General features: G+C 47.3%; 1 pseudogene. It reads left to right on the top strand.

From position 1 onward, the window contains the following. Positions 1-586, top strand: a pseudogene (locus tag R7R24_RS28790) (DNA translocase FtsK); the annotation flags it as partial.

The following is a 586-nucleotide window of genomic DNA, read 5'->3' as shown; positions in this document are numbered from 1 at the left end:
ACAAACGCAGTCTATCAAGAACAGGTGCAAGCCAAGCATGAAGAGGTTGTTGAACACGATACGCCTCAACGAGAATCAAGCTATGAAGAGTATGAACAGTTTGCTGCTCAGCAAGAACAGCAACTCCATGTGGAACCAACGCCACACGAAGAGCCTGTTATTGACACTCGTGCGCTTGATGACATTACCGACCACGCTGAGCCAAGTGAACATATTGAACCAACCATCTCTGATTTTGATGTAGTAGATGAAGAGGATGCATATGTTGCTCCTCAACCTCAGTCGCGTTCACCAGAGCCTCAACCTATAGTTCAACCACAATCGGTTTCTCAAATTCAACCAGAACAGACACCAGAGCCGAGTGTAGCGTTTGAACCAGCGCCACAAGAAGTTGAGGTTGAGGAAGTGCAAGATGGCGATCAAGATGTTGCCGCATTCCAAAGCATGGTATCCAGCGCGCAAGCAAAAGTTGCCGCGACGCAAAACCCATTCTTGATGAAGCAAGAACAGAATTTACCAGTGCCAGAAGAGCCGCTGCCAACACTTGAATTGCTTTACCATCCGGAAAAACGTGAAAACTTCATCG

This window comes from Vibrio sp. 704, assembly GCF_033339295.1.
This window is presented reverse-complemented; position numbering and strand designations above follow the sequence as displayed.